Annotated in this window: 17 protein-coding genes; 8 read left to right on the top strand and 9 right to left on the bottom strand. The window is 28.7% G+C overall.

Going from position 1 to position 20113, the window contains the following annotated elements; genetic code table 11:
* Window positions 1-59: 59 nt before the first annotated feature.
* From J2127_RS03910 to J2127_RS03900, 3 genes are all read left to right on the top strand, one after another.
* Entirely contained in the window at window positions 60-575 is a 516-nt protein-coding gene (locus J2127_RS03910; protein ID WP_209732241.1) for a GTP-dependent dephospho-CoA kinase family protein, read from the top strand.
* Window positions 576-1047: 472 nt separating this feature from the next.
* A complete protein-coding gene (locus tag J2127_RS03905) occupies window positions 1048-1350 on the top strand; it encodes a 30S ribosomal protein S24e (RefSeq protein ID WP_209591061.1) in 303 nt (100 codons plus the stop codon).
* Window positions 1351-1463: 113 nt separating this feature from the next.
* Window positions 1464-1649 (top strand): 30S ribosomal protein S27ae, encoded by a 186-nt coding sequence (locus J2127_RS03900; protein ID WP_209732240.1) that lies wholly within the window; start codon window positions 1464-1466, stop codon window positions 1647-1649.
* A gap of 146 nt (window positions 1650-1795) precedes the next feature.
* On the opposite strand, the gene J2127_RS03895 is transcribed toward J2127_RS03900, so the two are convergent.
* The 8 genes from J2127_RS03895 to J2127_RS03860 all read right to left on the bottom strand — a co-directional run bounded on the left by J2127_RS03895 (window position 1796) and on the right by J2127_RS03860 (window position 10778).
* A complete protein-coding gene (locus J2127_RS03895; protein ID WP_209732239.1) occupies window positions 1796-2485 on the bottom strand; it encodes a hypothetical protein in 690 nt (229 codons plus the stop codon).
* Window positions 2486-2616: 131 nt separating this feature from the next.
* The gene (locus J2127_RS03890; protein WP_209732238.1) at window positions 2617-3252 is read right to left on the bottom strand and encodes a tyrosine-type recombinase/integrase; all 636 of its coding nucleotides are present in this window, start codon (window positions 3250-3252) and stop codon (window positions 2617-2619) included.
* Window positions 3253-3689: 437 nt separating this feature from the next.
* Window positions 3690-4613, bottom strand: coding sequence for a glycine betaine ABC transporter substrate-binding protein (locus tag J2127_RS03885; RefSeq protein ID WP_245326442.1), 924 nt, complete (start codon window positions 4611-4613; stop codon window positions 3690-3692).
* Between the two features lie 120 nt (window positions 4614-4733).
* The gene (locus tag J2127_RS03880) at window positions 4734-5570 is read right to left on the bottom strand and encodes an ABC transporter permease (protein ID WP_209732237.1); all 837 of its coding nucleotides are present in this window, start codon (window positions 5568-5570) and stop codon (window positions 4734-4736) included.
* A gap of 115 nt (window positions 5571-5685) precedes the next feature.
* Window positions 5686-6843, bottom strand: a complete 1158-nt coding sequence (locus J2127_RS03875) for a quaternary amine ABC transporter ATP-binding protein (RefSeq protein WP_209732236.1) — start codon at window positions 6841-6843, stop codon at window positions 5686-5688.
* 453 nt (window positions 6844-7296) lie between these two features.
* Window positions 7297-7761: a hypothetical protein gene (locus J2127_RS03870; protein ID WP_209732235.1), complete on the bottom strand. Its 465-nt coding sequence runs from the start codon at window positions 7759-7761 to the stop codon at window positions 7297-7299.
* A complete protein-coding gene (locus J2127_RS03865) occupies window positions 7721-9394 on the bottom strand; it encodes a radical SAM protein (RefSeq protein WP_209732234.1) in 1674 nt (557 codons plus the stop codon). The genes J2127_RS03870 and J2127_RS03865 overlap by 41 nt, the downstream gene beginning before the upstream one ends.
* Window positions 9395-9725: 331 nt before the next feature.
* The gene (locus J2127_RS03860; protein WP_209732233.1) at window positions 9726-10778 is read right to left on the bottom strand and encodes a tRNA lysidine(34) synthetase; all 1053 of its coding nucleotides are present in this window, start codon (window positions 10776-10778) and stop codon (window positions 9726-9728) included.
* 426 nt (window positions 10779-11204) lie between these two features.
* On the opposite strand from J2127_RS03860, the gene J2127_RS03855 reads away from it, so the two are divergent.
* The 5 genes from J2127_RS03855 to J2127_RS03835 all read left to right on the top strand — a co-directional run bounded on the left by J2127_RS03855 (window position 11205) and on the right by J2127_RS03835 (window position 17940).
* Window positions 11205-12422, top strand: coding sequence for an FprA family A-type flavoprotein (locus J2127_RS03855; RefSeq protein WP_209732232.1), 1218 nt, complete (start codon window positions 11205-11207; stop codon window positions 12420-12422).
* Between the two features lie 475 nt (window positions 12423-12897).
* Window positions 12898-14118, top strand: coding sequence for a tRNA uracil 4-sulfurtransferase ThiI (thiI, locus tag J2127_RS03850; RefSeq protein WP_209732311.1), 1221 nt, complete (start codon window positions 12898-12900; stop codon window positions 14116-14118).
* 144 nt (window positions 14119-14262) lie between these two features.
* Window positions 14263-15813, top strand: a complete 1551-nt coding sequence (locus tag J2127_RS03845; RefSeq protein ID WP_209732231.1) for a phosphoadenosine phosphosulfate reductase family protein — start codon at window positions 14263-14265, stop codon at window positions 15811-15813.
* Window positions 15814-16042: 229 nt separating this feature from the next.
* Window positions 16043-17353: a UbiD family decarboxylase gene (locus tag J2127_RS03840; protein ID WP_209732310.1), complete on the top strand. Its 1311-nt coding sequence runs from the start codon at window positions 16043-16045 to the stop codon at window positions 17351-17353.
* Window positions 17354-17643: 290 nt separating this feature from the next.
* Window positions 17644-17940, top strand: a complete 297-nt coding sequence (locus J2127_RS03835; protein ID WP_209732230.1) for a UPF0058 family protein — start codon at window positions 17644-17646, stop codon at window positions 17938-17940.
* A 120-nt stretch (window positions 17941-18060) separates the two neighbouring features.
* Here the strand turns inward: J2127_RS03835 and dnaG are convergent, their stop codons facing one another.
* Window positions 18061-19914 carry a DNA primase DnaG gene (dnaG, locus tag J2127_RS03830; protein WP_209732229.1) on the bottom strand — a complete coding sequence of 618 codons (1854 nt, stop codon included), beginning with the start codon at window positions 19912-19914 and terminating at the stop codon, window positions 18061-18063.
* Between the last annotated feature and the right edge of the window lie 199 nt (window positions 19915-20113).

The raw sequence follows: 20113 nt of genomic DNA, 5'->3' as shown, positions 1-20113 counted from the left end.
AATAATAATAATAATAATAACCAACAATCAATAAAATATATTAACAATCTTGTGATTTTATGTGTAATTACATAGTAACTGAAGAAGTACAACCTTTACTGAAAAAGCCTTTAGGTAAATTATATCCTAATATTCCTGAAGTCTTTAAAAAAGATATATCTGTATCAGATAACAATTTAATAATTGCAATTGGTGACGTTACTACTAAAAACCTTGTAGAGTATGGGGTAATTCCTAATTTATCAATTTTGGATTTTAAAACCAAGAGAGATATACCGGTAGATATCCCTCACACATTTAAAAAAGTATACAATGTTGATAACCCTGCAGGTACTATATCTCAAACATCAATGGAAATAATTAAATACTTATCTGACATAGATGATAGAGAAGTAGCTTTAATAGTTACAGGAGAAGAGGATTTATTAACAATTCCTGTAATAAAATACTTTCCAACAGGTTGCTATATATTCTATGGTCAACCGGACGAAGGAGTAGTAGTTGTTAAGATAACGGAAGAATTAAAACACTATGTTAATGAAATTCTTTTTAAATTTAGGCAAAGTCCTTTTTAATAATTATAATTTATAATTATATTAATTATGAAAATAGTTATAATAAAGGATTTTATTTAATTTAAACAAGATATTGGCATAAAAAAATAATTTCATAATTGGAAATAATCAATTATTGGATTGTAATATTTTTCCTATAATCAATAATAATTAATAAATAACTATAAATAATCGTATATTGTTATGGAATATGGATTACAATATATTGTGATATAAAAATTATAATGATATAATAATTTGATTATCCTACTATTCATCTATCGACTATTACGACTTAATATTTAAATATCTTAAGGTAGTATGTAGTACGTATGTAGTACTTATCATATGATATTGTTTTATATTATAATGCTAATTGATTAAGATATTTCGTATATTCTAAGCAAATGCTAATAAAATATAAAATATCTGTCTTATATAAAATTTAGAAAATTAGAACATAAGATATATAAAAATAATTTATGGTGAAATCATGGAAATAAAAGTAGTTTCAGAAAAAAACAACCCTTTATTAGGTAGAAAAGAAGTAAAATTTGCATTAACATACGAAGGTGCTACACCTGCAGTAAAAGATGTTAAAATGAAATTAGTTGCTATTTTAAACGCAAACAAACAATTGTTAGTAATTGATGAATTAGCACAAGAATTCGGTACAATGGAAGCAAAAGGATATGCTAAAATTTACGAAAGCGAAGAAGCTATGAACTCAATCGAAAAGAAATCAATCATTGAGAAAAACAAGATTGTTGAAGAAGCAGAAGAAGCTCAAGAATAATTAAATAATAACTAATAATTAAAATTAATAATAATTAAATAATAACTAATTAAATTAGCCGAATAGCTATTAAACAACCAGTACTTAATTATGTATTTAAAGGAGGAATAATTATGGCACAAAAAACAAAAAAGTCAGATTACTACAAAATTGATGGCGAAAAAGTAGAAAGATTAAAAAAATCATGCCCTAAATGTGGAGAAGGCGTATTTATGGCAGAACACTTAAACAGATTCGCATGCGGTAAATGTGGATACATGGAATACAAGAAAAACGAAAAAGCAGAAAAAGAAGAATAATTATTAATTAAAATTTAATTAATTATTCAACTATAAATTTATACTATTTTTCTTATTGTTATTATTATCAAATACTATTACTGTCAATTATGGACAATATTGTTATTTTACATCTGTTAGGTATTTATTTTATATTTATTTTATATTTATTTAATCGATTTATCTTCAGATTTTGCATAGATTATTATTTTATTCAATATTTCAAGAGCATTTTCCATATCTTTATTATTAATATAAACATCAAGTTCTAAGAACAGGCTTTCTACATAGGAACCGTAACGGTCTTGTACAATAAGTAATTCCTTATATTCATAAATCATTTTTCTAAATTTTTCAATTTTTATTTCATCCCTACTATCTTTAATGTTTTCCCAAACTGTGGTTTTTTTCATATTCATTATTTCCGCAGTTTTACGAACACTCTTTCCATCTACTAGAAGCTCTTTTATCTTATCTTTATCATATTTCGTAATTTTTTTAGGTCTACCAACGTTATCGGTAGTCTTTATGATGACACCACATAACCTTAGCTTTTCCATCGAACTTTTATTTTTTTCATTCATTAGGTTATATATCGATTGAGGCATAATTATTTCATCATAGTCCTTTTCAATAATCTCCTCAACTTTTTTCTTTGTAAGATATTTAGATGTTTTATATACTCGGTATTTGGAATTTAGCTTATTATTTAGATTATTTAACTCATCCATCTGTGTTAACTCATCCAAATCGTATAAATCGTCTAAATATTCCATATACTCACCAATGTTTTCATCATCTTTTAAATTTTTTACATGTATTTTGTCCGGATTTTTTAATTCGTTTAATTCGTTCATAATATCCTTTATTTTACTTTAAATCTTCAAAATGAATTATAAATAATATTATTATAATAGTGTTATAATAATATACAATAATAAAAAAATTTATATTTGGGCGTATTGGATTATAGGTGAATTGTTATAATTTATAAATCATACCAATCATCGATTTTATCCAATTCTTGTTTTAAATCTACAACTGTTATTCTGATGTAACTCATAGTAGTTCCAATTGACTTATGGCGTAAGTATTTACTAACCTTTTCAAGTGGTACGCCATCATTTAATAGGTGCAATGCCCTACTTCTCCTAAACGTGTGTGTAGATATATCCTTGTCTAAGTCCGCTTTTTTTGAATACTTTTTGGCAAGTTCCCAAACGTATTTACGGTTATTAAAGTTAAATAACTCATCTTCACTACTTAGACCTTTAAGTGCTATATATTCTTTAATATCATTAATAAGCCAGTCTGGTATTAAACAAACTTGAAAATAATCCGTTTTTGTATCCCATAATTTACAAACTCCTTCTTTAAGTTGTAAATCCTGTACTTTTATTTTTAACAATTCTGAAACCCGTAATGCCATTCCATATAACATTTTAAAGAATAAACGATGTTCACTATATTCTATAGCGTCTATGAAAACCTTAAGTTCTTCCTTAGTTAACCATTCTTTACAATAGTGTTTTTTAACCCTATATTGTTTGTTTTGGTTACCTTTAGAGTTATACTTGGAACTATTATTTTGAGTATTCTGACTATTAATTATATCTGTCCGCATATTTTCCCTTTACCTTTTTAATTATCATATTACCTTTTATTTTTTATTAAATTTATAATTAACCTTTTTTAGTTTGAATATATAATTACATTTAAATACCTTAATATATTTATATTCGAATATATTTATACTCAAATACTTGAATAGTAAAATATTCAAATAATTATATACTTAAATAGCTATATACTTAAATAATCAAATTTTTAAATTACTTAATGTGGTAGTTTTGTCCGGAAATTTTTAACTGACAAAATCTATATTTTGTCTGCTTTATATACTAACATCGAAAAACAGTAAAATGTACTTTTTTTAAAATTAATGGTTAAAAAATGGATTTCAGAATACTACTATAATTCCGTAAAATATCGCAAATGACATTACAAAATAACATAAATATAACTAATAATATAAAAATAAATAAAAAAGAAGGGAATGACTTAATTCATGTCTTTAGTCCATTCAGCAACTGCTTCAGGGTTGTTTTTAACCCATTCTTTTGCAATTTCTGAAGGATCTTCATTTAAGTCACTGTATTTATATATCCATTCGCTCTGAGTTTCAGAGGATATATTGAATTTTTGGAAGAATGAATAAACTTCCGGATTATCGTCCTTAAAGTCCTTTCTAACGATTGTATATACTTGTTCTGAACCGCCGTATATATTTTTAGGGTCTTCCAACATTGTGATGTTGAATTTAATGAATGCGGATTGTGGTTCCCAAAGAGTAACTACAACAAATTCTTTATTTTTAATTGATTTATCTAATTCTGCAATCATAGCAGGCGTACTGCTTGTTTTTAATTTAAAGTCTGTTAACTCATATTCTGTAAGTGCTTTTTCTGTGTTAATTACAACACCTGCACCAGGTTCAATACCTACGATTGTACCATCAAATTTTTCACCGTTACCTTTTAAATCAGCAACAGATTTTATTCCACTATCATATACGTAAGTAGGTACTGCTAAACCAACACCTGCTTTAGCTAAGTTAGCATTTACTTTGTCAAGTTTATCTTCGTACTGTTTCCAGTATTCAGCTTGTGTAACTGGCAACCATGCTGCAACTGTACCATCTAATTCGCCATCTGCCATTTGAGCGTATACGATACCTGCATCTAATTTCATTAATTCAACAGTATATCCTTTTGATTCAAGTATTTCTTTTACTACTTCTGATTTAACTGTAGCACCAGGCCAAGGAGGCAATCCTAATTTTACGACTTTTTCATCGCTTTTATCTGTCGAATCATCTGAAGACCCGATACATCCTGCAAAAGTTACCATTAGTCCTAATAATGCAACTAACAATACTTTCGCAATGTTTGAATTTTTTAAATAATTCATTGGTTTAATATCCAAATTAACACCTTTGAGTTTATTTTAATTTAAATAAATATTTTTAAGATTATTTAAAGAAAATTTAAATTTATTAATCTAATCAACAACTATAAAATTAAATTATTAACTAAATTACTTATTTTATCCATTTTTAACAAGATTTCTGGTAATTCTATCAAAAATCACAGCTAAAAATGTTACAGCAATGCCCGCTTCAAGTGCCGGGGCTAAACTATATCTCTGAATTCCAGAAATAATGGAATCTCCCAAACCACCTGAACCAATAAATCCAGAAATTACAACCATTGAGAAAGAAAGTAATATCGTCTGATTTATTCCCATTAGTATGGAGGGCATAGCTGTAGGCAATTCTATTTTGGTTAATATTTGCCAAGAGGTTGCTCCAAATGATTCACCAACTTCTACAAGCTGATTAGAAACTTGCTCAATACCTAATGCAGTCAACCTGATTGTAGGGGGCATTGCAAATATAACTGTTGATAATACCCCTGGCGCAACCCCTGTTCCAAAGAAGAGCACCGCAGGTATTAAATAAGCTAAAGATGGTAAAGTCTGCATAAAATCAAGTAATGGATTTAGCAACAATTCAATCTTTTTACTACGAGCTTTTAATATTCCCAATGGTATACCAATAATTAAAGCGATTAATGTCGAGGTTATTATCAAAGCAAGGGTATTCATTGAGATTTCCCAAAGTCCCATACTAATAATGGTTATTAAAAATACAATTGCAAAAGGAACCGTTTTTAAATTAACCACTTTCCAGACAATTAATGCTATAATTGCTACAAACACTAAAGGGGGGATTATTAAAAGTCCGTCATTAAAAAGAGTTACAACATATTTTATAATTTCAGATAACCCATCAAAAAACCAAGAATAGTTATCAACAAGGTAATTTATAAAATCTACAAGTAAATTACCTATTTCAATTTTAGGAATTATTTCTTCATACAAAATTTCACTCTCTAATTTATGTTTTTAATTTTTTTAATTTTTTAATTTTTTAATTTTTTTTCTTTTATTATTATTTCACTTTCATTTTCGTAAATTAAATTAAATTAATGATTAATTAGTCTTTAATTACTTCTACTACGTCCTTTAAATCTACATATCCCATAAATAAGCCATCTATATCAACAACTGGTACAGGATGTTCCGATGTTATAAATACTGGTAAAACTTGGTTTATCGTTTTGATATCTTCCACAGTTTTAGTTTTAATGATGCAATCAGCAACTGATTTGCAAGCTTTTAACTGCTCTGCTTCAACAATACCTACGTATTTTCCACCATCTAAGACGTAGGCGTAATCCATTTCTAATTTTTCAAGAGTTTGAATAGCTGAAGAAATATCCGTATCGAGTGTAATCGTCATTTTTGGTTTTTTCATTAACATTTCTACACGTATGACGGTAGTTTTGTCAACTTCTTTAACAAAAGACTCTACAAAATCGCTTGCAGGCTCTAAAAGTATCTGTTCAGGAGTACCCATTTGAACAAGTTCGCCCTGTTCATTTAATATCATAATTTTATCCCCAAGTTTGATAGCTTCATTTAAATCGTGGGTGATAAATATAATGGTCTTTTTCATTTTCTTTTGGATTTTAAGCAATAGTTCCTGCATTTCTACCCTTATGATTGGGTCTAACGCACTAAATGGTTCATCCATTAATAATATCTTAGGGTCGATTGACAAAGCTCTTGCAATACCCACACGTTGTTGCATACCGCCACTTAACTCAGTTATCTTACTTTGTTCCCAGCCTGATAAACCAACTAATTCAATAGCCTTTTCAGATTTCTCATAACGCTCTTTTTGAGGCATTTTTTGAACTTCTAATCCTAAAGCTACGTTATCTAAAACAGTCCTATTTGGTAATAATCCGAATTTTTGAAAAACCATTCCAAAATACTTTGTTCTAATATTCCTTAGTTCTTTTTTTGATAGGTCGCAAATGTTTGTACCATCAATTAATATACTACCACTAGTTGTAGGTATTAATCTGTTTATACATCTTAAGAGGGTAGATTTACCGCTCCCTGAAAGACCCATTACAACGAATATTTCGCCTTCCTTAACTTCAAAATTAATATTTCTAAGCCCTACTACATTACCGATACGTTCTTTAATTTCGGTTCTAGTAAGCCCTTCTTCGATTAATGGATACGCTTTTTCTGGCTTTTTTCCAAAAATCTTGTATAGTTTATTTACTTCAATAAGTGTCATTAAATCTCCTCTAAAATAATAATATGGATTTTTAAATTAGTCATTAATTTTCCATATTTATGTAAATTTAACTGATAAGTCAAAAAACAATTTTAAATATAATTTTAAAAACGATTTTTTTTAAAATCACGATTAAAAACATAGTCTTTATTTTATTTTTTACCATTTATATAATTATGGGAAAAAGCTTATATACTATTAATTTTGAAAACCCTTAAAAAGTCATATTTTTATATAATCTGCTTTATTTACAAAGATTTATAAAATGAATAGGAATACCCCTATAAAAGGTTCTATAGTATTTATAGCTAAAAAAGATAGGATTTAAAATTTTATATACTAATTCAGTATTAAAATTAGATTTATAGTAGATTTTATAAAAAATAAGGTATAATAAATGAGATTAACAGATAAACTCGTATTTATATGCTTATAAAATAAAGAATATTATGATTAAATGTTATTTTCCACATTTAAAACATTAAATTTAGTATTGTTTGGAAATATGCCTTTTTTAGAAAGATAGTTAGATTTTAAATATAATGTGCCGTTATTCTTATCTATTTGGACATTTATATCAATTCCCGAACTGGTATCTTTTAACAAATATGATATGGCATACATATTACTTTTATTTTCAAATTTATACGGTATTTGTATTTGGTTTGATTTATTTAACCCCAAATCTTTCAAATTTATATTAACTTTTTCATTATCGTAAAATGTTAAATTTAATAAATAATTCTTTTCAACTTTTTCGTCAGTTAAATTAACTTCATAAATATAACTTGATATTTTATTGCTAGGGTTATCTATACAACCGCTACATAATAATGAAAAATTTAAAGATAAAATTATTAATAAAATGGATAATAAACTATTTTTTAATGATTTTCCCTGTAATAGACCTTTTACCATAATCCGTTACCTCAATATCAAAGTATTTTCCTATTTCGATAGTCTCCTTATCCTCTTGATTTGATGTATCTATGCCAACAAGTAGGGGATAACTTCCAAACTGCCGACCAAAATACAGATTATCTTTTTCCTTAAGTTCTACGAATACATCTTTCAAAACTGTCCCTTTAGGAACCATTCGTTTTAACATTGGGTTATCTATTTCATCTCTAATCTTTTCACGGAATGTCAAAAACTTATGTCTGAATTTTTGAGCCTTTTTAATATCTTTTTCGGTAATATTCGTTCCAAAGAATGGCACAACCTGACGTATATTTATTCTTCTTAACATATGACCTGCATCGTATATTTCCTTAAGATTTTCGTAGTTAGTTTCAAAGGTATTTTTATTTTCCCCTTTAAGTCCAAATAATAGATTTATACCAGGTAATAAATAAGGAAGACCGCTATCGCTTCTTTTCCCCCCTTCTTCATTTAATATCTGAACAGCTTTAAATACATCTTCCGGTTCTGTAAGTAAGCAATTCTTTTCAATAACTTTCCTATCAAAGCTTTCAACCCCAAAAGCTGCAGTATTGCCCCCCGTACAATATCTCACAAGTGTTTTGGCAATTGCTCTGCTTTCAACTTCATGACGTGCAATAACAGAGGGATTTGCATTATCAATATGTAATACCTTAGGATTTGCAACTTCATGTATTCCTTTAAACAGTTTTTCAAGTGCTTCAGGGTTTGGTTTTGGAATTTCATATTTCTCCGATTCTTCGCTCATATAAGAAAACATACACGGTTGACGACCTATTCTATAATATTTAACGCCACTCTGTGCTAGTGCTTTTACTTCTTCAATTATATCTGAAATTCCCCTAAATTTTGGACTTCCATACCTTTTAGGCTCTGTACAAAAACTACATCCACAATTACTGTTATTACAATTACTATCAGAATTATCATTATCAAAATCATTTCCTTCAAGACTTAAAGCACGAGAACAACCCCGATATGTTTCAAGTTCTAATATTATATTTGGATAGTTAGGGTGCATTTTTACAATATTTGCCCCCAATATTGCAAATTCTCTAATTTCGTCGTATTCACGTGTTTTTAAAGGATTAACTTTTGAATTAATTTTTGAAATAACATTCTTTTTGTTATTTGCATCGATTAATTTATTCTCTATAAATTCAGAAATTATATCGTTTAATACAATCTCAATATCTCCTTCAACTACAAAATCAAAGAAATATTTTAAATTATCATCGTTATGTATTTTACCCCCTTCCATCGAAGACCCAAATTTGGTGGCCACAGGGCCTCCAAGCATCTTATAACCCTTAAAGCTGTGCATAATCGAAACAAACTCCCTAAGAGTTGCAGGATTTGCGTTTATGTATTTTCCAGGCGTATGGAATCCACAAATAGCGATTATTGCATCATATTTATTTAAATAATCTATTCCTTTGCCATTATATTCCTTTAAATCTTCCCTAAGTTTATCTATAGTCGTGTAACTAACATCTTGTTTATATTTGTATAATACACCTGCAACATATCTCGGGTAAGTGCCCAGATATGGTGGAACTCCAAGTCCTGCAGGTTCGTCCGTGTATCCATCGAGTATTAAAAATTTCATAATTTCCCTTATATTTTTATAATTTATAATAAATAAGAACAATAAAATATGTTATTTATATTTTTATAATATATGTTAAAAATATTTTAAAATACTGCTATCTAATATAATCTAAATGATTAAATCTGTTAATTAAATCTATTAATTATTTATATTTAAAATGAAAAATAAAAGTAAATAAAATTAAATAAGTACTATATTAAAATACAGTATAATACATTAAGCCGATGATGAATTAAGCTACCTGAATATTTTAAATTTAAGATATTTTTAAATTTAAAGTATGTATGATGAACCGTATGAGCTCTGAGGCTTTAACCTTTAAGGTTAATTATTCGAAATCATCACCAATTGTCTTTAAAGTGGATGATATAACCATTTCCCGAACATTTGGAATACTTTTTTCAAGGTCTTTTAATACAAAGTGAGCTCTTTTCCTAATTCCGTCACCGTTTGCCCTACTGTATGGACATTCATCTTTATCTTTATAATACCAAATGTCACATTCTTCAAGTGCCTTAACTATTTTCTCTTCCTTAATTGCTAATATCGGTCTTATAATCGTGCAAGGTTTTAAATCCAAATTGAAACCAAATTCGTCAAAAGGCACATTCATAGGCGTAAATTCTTTGATAGGTGCTAAAGATTTTATTTTATCACCCTTAAACATATTGGCAAGTATTGTATCTGAATTATCTTCAAGAGTATGACCAAAAGCTACTTTATAATTCTTATGGTTATTTTTACTATTTTCGTTACTTAAGTCTGTTTCACAATTATCATGGATATAATTTGTAATTATATGTCTTCTTGTAAGTGAACAAGAGAAGCAAGGCGAATATTCTATACCTTTTACCTTCGCATTTTCCGTCAAATATTTTGACATTTCCACAACGTTTCCACAATGACTAATTATTTTATGGGGTATTCGTAAGTGTTCACATTGTTCATGTACCTTTTTTAAATGAGGGTTTTCTTCAATATTGCCCCAAGGTCTTTTTCCATCAATATTTAAATCGGCAGTTATTGCAGTAATAGATATACCAAACTTACGTCTATATGGCTCTAAAAGGTGTAATAGTGCAAGACTATCTTTTCCACCACTTAACCCAACCACAATGTTATTTCGCGGGTTTATAATATTGTATTTTGCTACAAACCTACCCATTTTTTCAGAAATTTCTTCATAAACTCGAGAATAAACAACAGGTATTCCGAAATCTTTTTCGATATTCTTCATTTTCTCTTTGGATAATTTTGCATATCTTTTGTTCGAAACAATTAATTTATCGTCCCTTATTACAACATACGATGGATTACAGTATTTTTTCAATTCCTTAGTATCAATTGAGTAATCGACTTTATAATTATCACAACTTTTCATAAATTCACCAAATAATAATTATTTTTTGTAAGTATTAATTTTAATATTAATTTTAAATTTTATATTGTACGCTTTACATATAAGTACATCTGTATCATCTAATCATAAATTTAATCATAAATTTAATCATAAATATATAATCACAAAATAATTAATTAATCAATTAACATATATAAATATAATTGTTAAAATTCATGAATAATAGGGGATAATAATGAATAATTATCGAATAAAGGGCGTTATTTACACATAATCCGATATTCGTTAATTTTTTTTAAAAAAAGACGAATTACACACCATAAATATAATATATAGAGTATGTACATAGATATTATTTAGAAAATGGTTAGCATAATAAATTATTACAATATTACAGTAAATTTTACACTATATCAATACTCCATAAAAATTTGAGGTGAAGCGATTATGAAAGCAGACGCTTTTAAAATAGCAGATGGCACTTACTGGGTTGGTGTCATGGATTGGGATATAAGAATGTACCATGGTTACACATTAAAAGGTACAACGTACAACGCATACTTGGTATTTGGTGAAGATAAAACCGTTTTGATAGATAACACATACCCTGGGCAATCAGCACAGATGTGGGGTAGAATCAAAGACGCATGTGAAAAAGAAGGAAAACCTTTCAAAATCGATGCAATTGTTCAAAACCACGTTGAAAAAGATCACAGTGGTGCATTAGTGGAAGCTCATAGAAAATTCCCTGAAGCACCGATATACTGTACAGAAGTAGCAGTTAAAGGATTGTTAAAACATTACCCTGCTTTAAAAGGTGCAAATTTCAAAGTTATAAAATCTCTTGAAACTTTAGATTTGGGCGGTAAAACATTAACATTTTTAGAAGCTCCACTTTTACACTGGCCAGACAGCATGTTTACAATGTACAACGAAGAAGGGATTTTGTTCTCAAATGACGCTTTCGGACAACACCTTTGTTTCTCTGAAAGATACGATAATGAAATACCTGAAAACATTTTACTCGATGCAAATAAGAAATTTTACGCTAACTTAATAACTCCACTGTCTAAATTAGTACTTAAAAAGTTCAATGAAGTTATCGAATTAGGTTTACTCGATAAAATAAAAATGATAGCTCCATCACACGGTCAAATTTGGACTGAACCAATGAAAGCTATTGGCGAATACCAAAAATATGCAACTGGTCAATGTGAAAACAAAGCTACAATCGTATACGATACAATGCACGGTTCAACTCAAAAAATGGCACATGCTTTGGCAGAAGGTTTAATGAGTGAAGGTATCGACGTTGTTATGTACAATCTACATAATGATGAAAGAAGTGAAATCGTAAAGGATATGTTGGACAGTAAAGCAGTCTTATTCGGTATTCCTACAATTAATGATGTACCATACCCAAGTATCGGAGATTTAATGTACTATATCAAAGGTTTAAGATTTGCAAGAACGGGCTACAAAAAGAAATCCGTTGTATTTGGTTCAATGGGTGGAAGAGGGGGAGCTATTGAGTTCATTGCAGACGAGTTAAAAGAAGCGGGATTCGATGTTTTAGATAATTACGAATTATACTACATCCCTGATGAAGAAGAGTTAGGAAATTGCTACGATATTGGTAAAAAATTAGCAAATGCAATTAAATAATAAAATAATAATATTCAAATCCCCATTTGAATAATTTTAAATTATATGATATTATATGCCCAAAAATTATGTTAAATGAAATATATGACAAATAGCAATAATATAATAGAATATATGTAATATTACCCATTAAATGCCCACAACTTTATTTTTTTATTTTCATTTTTCAGTTTTCATTTTTTTTATTATTTATTTATTTTTAGACTTCAGACTTTATTTTACGAAATTAATTCAATTAAATAAATCTTTATATATTTGATAATCCATTTTTATATTAATCTATTTTAAAAATTATTATAATTATTATAATTTCTTAATTTAATTGATAATTAATATCATTTAATAATATACACAATTTATGAATATAAGTTAGACTACAGGATGTGAAACATTGGATAGCAACCCTCAACAAAACCCTGAACAAGTGAAACAAGTAAAAAAACAATCAACTCGACAGGAAATAAAAAAACAACAAATAGACGAGTTAAATAAAAAAATAGATAATGAAGATTTAAATTTAAAATATTTTATATTAAGATACGGGGAAATTGGTACAAAATCAAGACAAACTATGCACCGATTTGAGCGTTTACTTGCAAAAAATATCAAATCAGTCTGTGAAATGCACAATTTCAAAGCAAACGTGTATTTATTACATACTAGATTACTTGTAGCAACTGAGGAACAAAACACCGATAAATTAAAAGATTTATTGGCTAGAACTCCAGGTATAGTTTCATTTAGTCCATGCACTGTAATAATGGAACCTACAATTGAAAAAATAAAGGAAAAAGCTTTCGAAGAAGTAGAAAAACGATTAAATGATATAAGTAACAATAACGCCAATAATAATAATACCAAAGAGACAACTTTTAGAATTAAAACCCAAAGGATGCAAAAAAAATTCCCTATGAATTCATTGGAAGTTAATATGGCAGTAGGTGGCGAAATGGGTGGTAAATACAACTTAAAAGTTGATTTAGTTAACCCAGATATTTCAATTGATATAGAATTATTAAACGATTATTCATTCATATTCAGTGAACGTTTAGATGGTATCGGCGGTTTACCTGTGGGTACACAAGGAAAAGTATTGGTTTTAACCTCTGATGGCATAGACAGCCCAGTTTCAGCATTTATGATGGCTAAAAGAGGCTGTAAATTAGTACTTTTACATATGAAAACTTCTGAAGAAGGTTCAGAAAAAGTTCAAAAATTGGTTGAAGTTTTAAAAGATTACGATCCAAGCTTAAAATATATTGAAGTAGATTTTAAAGAAACTTTAAAGGATATAAAAGATAATTTAACGGATTTGAAAAAAGAAAAATACACCTGTGTATTCTGCAAGAGAAGAATGCTAAAGATTGCCGAAAAATTTGCATACAAGTATAAATGCGATGCAGTGGTAAATGGAGACAATATGGGACAGGTAGCTTCTCAAACACTTAAAAATTTGAGGGTAATCAGTAATTGCACAAATTTACAAGTATTAAGACCCTTAATCGGTTTTGATAAGGTTGAAATAATGAAGTTAGCCGATAAAATAGGTACACTTAAGATATCAACAAGTAAGGAATTGCACTGTTTTGCAGTGCCAAAATTCCCTGCAACCGATGCAAGAGAAAATGAAATTAGTAACATTGAAGAATTGTTGTTAAAAAAGGAATTAGGGCAAAAAGAACAAGAAGAAAATTAAAAATAAAACAATATGATAATAAAATAAAAAATAGAATAAAAAATAGAATAAAAAATAGAATAAAAAATAGAATAAAAATAGTAAAAATAAAACTATATGATAAATATGGAATCTTTAGTATTTATTTAATTATTTGGTGAATTTATGAAAACAGTTTTGGGAAAAATCCATTTAAGATGGTGTGAAACATGTAACGTGCCAGTTTTGGACAAGGAATGTTCAAAATGTGGTAATAAAACATTTGAAGTAAAAGTAACCCCTCCAGCAGATGCAAGACCTGCATTTGAGAATGATATAACACTTATCAATGAAACATTACACAATCAATTCGGAATAACTGAAAATATCTTTGAAAATAAAGTAGCTTTGGTAAATAAGGTACCAGGCACCGAATATATGCAGGAAATAATTTTAGACGGGCAAGTAGTCGGTATTTTAAATTATAACGAAAAAGGCTGTCAATGGAAAGTTATTCCTACAATTGAAGGTGCAAGAAGATTTATAAAAACAGTAAATAAAAAAATAATCGTTGTTAAGCACGATGTACCTCCATATATTTTAAAAGGAGCTTCCATATTAAGACCAGGTTTAGCTTATGCTTCATCAGATATCAAAACAGATGACGACGTAATCATATTAGTTGAAAACGAAGAACTAATATCAAAATATGGAGATATAAATGGAGTTTACACTGATTTATTGGAAAAAACCCCACTTGAAATAGATGCTAGTAAAATGGATATTTTAGGTGTCGGTAGAGCAAGAATGGACTATAAAGAAATGATAGACGCCCAAAAAGGAATGATTGCAAAAGTTAGGAAATCAGAAGAGCCAAAACCTGCAAACGTGAATCCTGTAACTTCAGACTTTAAAACAATGGTGGAAGCAAATAAAACACCAATGGATAAATTTGAAACACAAGCAGTGGGTTTCATGAGAAATACTGCTGAAAAAATAAATTTACCTCCAACAGTTGCATATTCTGGCGGTAAAGACAGTTTAGTAGTTTATCTACTTGCAAGAAACGCATTTAATAACGACCCTGAAATTGAAAAATCTCAAGCATCTTATGAGATACTTTTCAATGATACAGGTATTGAATTTGACGAAACGCTCGAAAACATCGATACAATGGAAAAACACTATGGTAAGGAAATATTAAGAACTAAATCAAGTGATTTCTGGGAATTAGTTAAAACATATGGTCCACCTTCCCGAGATAATCGATGGTGTAGTGAAGAATGTAAATTAAGACCATTAGGTGCTTTAATAGATGCTAAATACCCTAAAGGTTGCCTTACTTTTGTAGGATTACGAAAGTATGAATCTATCAACCGTTCAAAGAAACCAAGAATTTGGCAAAGCCCAAATATTAAAAAACAAACATTAGCAGCTCCTATATTAGAGTGGACAGCTATGCACGTTTGGATTTACATTTTAAGAAATGACGCACCATATAACGTACTTTATGAACAAAATTTCGATAGGGTAGGTTGTTTCATGTGTCCAGCAATGGAAACCGGTGAAATTGAATTAATAAAACGTAATTATGCAGAATTATGGAATAAATGGGAAAGCTTTTTAAAACAATGGGCTGAAGAAAATAATTATGATGACGAATGGGTTAAAAAAGGTTGGAAATTGAAATATCCAAAAGATGGTAAAAAAAGAGATAATAGTGACTATACAAATTAATTCTTATTTTTTACTCTTTTTTATTAGTTTAACTTTTATTATTTTAAATTTATTTTTTTATTTTTTTTATTTCTTATTCTATTTTTAATACATAATCTTAAATATTTATCTTTAAATTTTAGATTTTATTTTTCATTATCTCTGAGATTACACCTTAATTATAAATAGTATATTTTTAATAAATTTATTAAATTATATTCATTAAAAAAGTAGTGATGTAGTGGAAAATATGGAAAGCGATTACAGAAAATTTATAAATTCATTGGATAAAGTAAAAATTGATTCTGCAAACAAAGTGTTCGAAATTTCAAAGGTTTTAAACGATAACGACAAAGGTACTGCCAATACAGTTATGATTGAAAATGTAAACGGTTATAAAGTAGTGGGTAACTTATGCACCCGTGAGAATGTTGCAAAAAGTTTGAATATAAAGCCTGAAGACTTAATGAATCATATGATTAAAGCAATGGAAAACGAGCCAAACGGGGAACTTGTATTGGATGCAGAACTTGAGAAAGAATATATAGACGATGAAGTGCAAAAAATAACTGAATACCCGATTCCTACCTATTATGGTGAAGATGCAGGACCTTACTTAACTTCAGGTATCGTAATTGTTAAGGATAAAGATGAGGGCGTAAATGCTTCAATCCACAGAATTTTAATAAGACCTGATGGAAATTTGGTCATAAGAATGGTTGAACAAAGACATCTTCACTATATATATCATAAAAATATTGAAAACGCAATAACTGAAGGCAAAGAAGGCATAGACGTCGCAATAGCAATTGGTGTAGAACCTGCTTTACTCTTAGCTGCGTCAACCTCCGGAGATGTGTCCTTCAACGAATTAAAATATGCTTCTGCAATCATGAATAAGCCTATTAAAACTATAAAGGGTAAAACTGTTGATTTAGAAATTCCTGAAGCTGAATTTATAATCGAAGGTAAAATAACAAATAAAAATGACGACGAAGGTCCATTTGTTGATATTACCGGAACATACGACGTTATAAGAAAGCAACCTGTTATTAAAGTAACTGGACTTAGGACAAAAAAAGATCCAATATTCCACGCATTATTGCCTGGCGGAACAGAGCACAAAATTTTAATGGGTTTACCTCAAGAACCTAGAATGTTCAAAGGAATTAGAAACACAGTGCCATCTGTTAAGAATGTAGCTTTAACTGAAGGTAGTTGTTGCTGGTTACACGCAGTTGTGTCCATCGATAAAAAAACACAAGGCGACGGTAAGAATGCAATATTAGCAGCTTTAGCCGCACACCCAAGTTTGAAGCACGTTGTAATTGTGGATGATGATATAGACATATACAACCCCGTAGATGTTGAATATGCAATAGCTACAAGAGTTCAAAGTTCAAGAGATGTTATAATCATTGATGGTGCAAAAGGCTCATCATTAGACCCTTCTGCAGACCACAAGATGAAATTGACTGCGAAAATGGGTATTGACGCTACAATGGATTTAACAAAAGGTAAAAAAGAATTTGTAAGGGCAGTAGTTCCAGAAATTAAATAATAATTTAATATATCAATTTTTATTTTTAGTTTTATTTTATTATTTTATTATTTTATTATTTTTCTTAAGTTATGTTATTATTAATTGACATCATAAATATATTACTTTTGAGTGTATTTTTCATAAAACGGGTTAATATATAAGATATGCTTAAATATGATTAATCTAAAAACAATATGATATAATAAGAATACTACTAAATGTATAAATAAAATTAACCCATAAGTAGTTACGATATTATATATTTTTAGTATTTTTTATTTTGTTTACTATATTATCATGGTGGTTAAATGCATAAGGATGAATTAATTCAATTACATCAGCTTTTAGTATATATGAGAAAAGATCTTTACACTACTTTTGGTGAAGATACTTTAGGGGACAGTTTCGAGGAATACGATAGCTTGAACATCAGACCTCACCATATACACAGAACTAAATCAGAACATACTTACGCAATATTTTTATTGTCAAGTATCATCGGAAAGATATTATCTGAAAAAGGCGACGTTCCAAGAAGTGTGGCAAGTAGGTTAAAAGATACTGGGGAAAAAATTGGGAAAGAAATTGCAAGGAAAAAAAGATAATTAAAAATAACAAAATATACTTAAATTTAATAAAAATTTAATAAAAAAAATTAATATATTCTATTTTTTTACTTATTTAGTAAAGTAGTTATTTAGTAAGTTATTTATTTAGCTATTATTTTATGCTTTCAATTCATTGAATGAAAGTAATCTAAGTTCTGAAGGTCTTTTTGATACATTAACGTTTTTACCGATAATTAATTTAGTTTTATCATATAATTTATCAACAATTTGTTGATTTATCGGATAATCCAAAATTATAATATCATTATCTTTAATTTCTGGGTTATCTACCAATTCATCCATATTTATGAGCTTTTCCACACCTTCATGGATTAGACTAACCATTCCAGTTCCTTGAATTTTGTCTACAATGGATTTTACACTGTTGATGTCATTAATATCGATTAATGGCGTTACTTCTTCGGCAGATTCTATTTTTTCAACTAATTCTTTATTTTTTGAATCTTTACTTATGATATTTCCAATATTACGTCCAAATTTGTCTTCTGCCCCGATAGGTTCTTTAGTTTTAAGTTCTTCTGATTCCTTAATTTTAAACTCCTTTGATATCTTAGAATCTGTTAAAACTTTATCGGCTTTTATTTTTTTAGCTTTTTCGCCGTTCTGTTGTATTTGAGCGTCTAAGCCTGCTTTTCCAGATTTTTTATTTTCTATTTCTGATATATTCTTTTTTGAAACTTCAGTTTTAGAATTATCTTTTTCTTTAGCCCTTAAGTCCTCAGTTTTTACTTCAACAGTCATACCTGCACTTTTTGAGGCTTTACCTGCATTAATATCTTCACTTTTTTTACTATCTTCGCTTATTTTTGACTCTTCATTTAATTTGTCAACGTCGATTATTCCTTCGCCTTTTAAGTAATCTTTTACAGGATGAGCCTTTTCGAATTTTTCAGATTTTTCACTTAATATTTGAGATTTTCCGAAATTTTCTTTTATATGCTCTAAATTAGAATTTAGCTCTTTTTTATACTTGTGGTAACCAAAACCTTCATTATCTTTATCTTTATCTTTTGGGCTTTGAGGGATAAATTCTTCTATCTTTTTAGCTTCTCTACCGTTATTTCCGTTACCATTGTTACTGCTAGTTTTATATGTTTTTTCGTGTTTTTCGTACTTATCGGTCTTACCTTCTTCCATATTTATATTATACTGTTCTATTGGTATTTTAGACCTTAAACATTTTAATATTTCTTTTTTGGAGGTTTCTTCAACTTCTTTACCATATGGGGCTCTTGCAACATAATCCACATCACAAGTTTGTAACAATTCTTTTAATATAAGTTCTCCACCTCTATCTCCATCGGTAAATATGGTGGTAGTTTTTCTTTTGGTTAACTCTATAATTGATTTTGGAACGGATGTACCTTCGACAGCTACGGCATTCTTAATTCCGCATCTTAATAAATTTAAAACATCGGCTCTACCTTCAACCACAATTATTGCATCAGAATGCACTACATTTGGTCCACAAGGTAAGTTTTCCTCGCCATATTCCATAATTTCCTGTACTCTTAGGGATTCTTTTATTTCATCGGTTATTTCGTAAGAATCTACCATTTCATCCATTAATTTCTTAAGGATATTTTGAGCACGTTCGGTTATGTAATGTCTTTTAGATATCCGGATATCTTCAACATTTTTAATATTGACAGTAGCTAAACAAGGACCCACTCTATCTATAGTTTCAAGCGTAGCGGCTAGTATCGACGTTTCGACCTTATCCAAACTCGATGGTAACGTAATTTTTGCAAGAGATTTTCCACCCATATTTTCAAGTTCTACATCTATACGACCGATTCTTCCACTTTTTTGTAAGTCCCTTAAATCTAATTCGTTGCTTAAAAGACCTTCTGTCTGACCGAATATAGCACCGATAACGTCGTGTTTTTCAACGTATCCATCAGCCAATAATTCTGCATATATTATATATTTGCTTGTACCTAAATCCATAATAATCCTCTTGATAATTTTGATAAATTTTACTTTGAACTGTTAATATACTTACTATACTTACGTTATATCTGATCTGTATTTACATTATATTTGCAGTATGGTTATCTTATAATTTATATATCAGTATATTTGAATATTAATATATACTAATATTAAGTTAACCCATACATATTCTTTTTTTATTTCGTCTTTCACA

The organism is Methanococcus voltae (assembly GCF_017875395.1).
GTDB lineage: Archaea > AGJL01 > Methanococci > Methanococcales > Methanococcaceae > Methanococcus > Methanococcus voltae_C.
This window is presented reverse-complemented; position numbering and strand designations above follow the sequence as displayed.